Origin of the sequence: Desulfopila inferna, assembly GCF_016919005.1 — a bacterium.
GTDB classification, from domain to species: Bacteria; Desulfobacterota; Desulfobulbia; order Desulfobulbales; family Desulfocapsaceae; genus Desulfopila_A; species Desulfopila_A inferna.
In genome coordinates, this window is sequence record NZ_JAFFQE010000078.1 from 1 (window position 1) to 379 (window position 379).

Here is a 379-nt window from a genome sequence, read left to right on the forward strand (position 1 = left end):
CATCAGGGTCGGCAACCAGCTGGTCAGCAGGTAGACAATCACCAGGCCCATGAAATAGGTCAGCCACAGCAGCAAGGTGCCGACGCTGTAGGTACCGGAGAAGATCACCGCGAACACGTTGCGCGCCTTCACGGTCTTCTGCTCGGGGACGCTGAAGCTGCCCGCTTCGCCGACGATGGCCGGGGCTATCGGCGCCAGGGTCTGGCGCACCTTGTCCGTCCCCCGATTGCGCACCACCAGATAACGCGCTGACTCGGGCAGCCAGACCAGCAGCACCACGGCCAGGATCAGCGGCAGGATCCCGCCGATCAGCAGCAGGCTGTGCCAGCCGAAGGCCGGGATCAACTTGGCGGAAATGAAGCCACCGCCGGCCATGCCC

The 379-nt window shown here is 65.2% G+C and carries 1 pseudogene; it reads right to left on the reverse strand.

Going from position 1 to position 379, the window contains the following annotated elements:
- Positions 1-379, reverse strand: a pseudogene (locus JWG88_RS21530) (aromatic acid/H+ symport family MFS transporter); the annotation flags it as partial.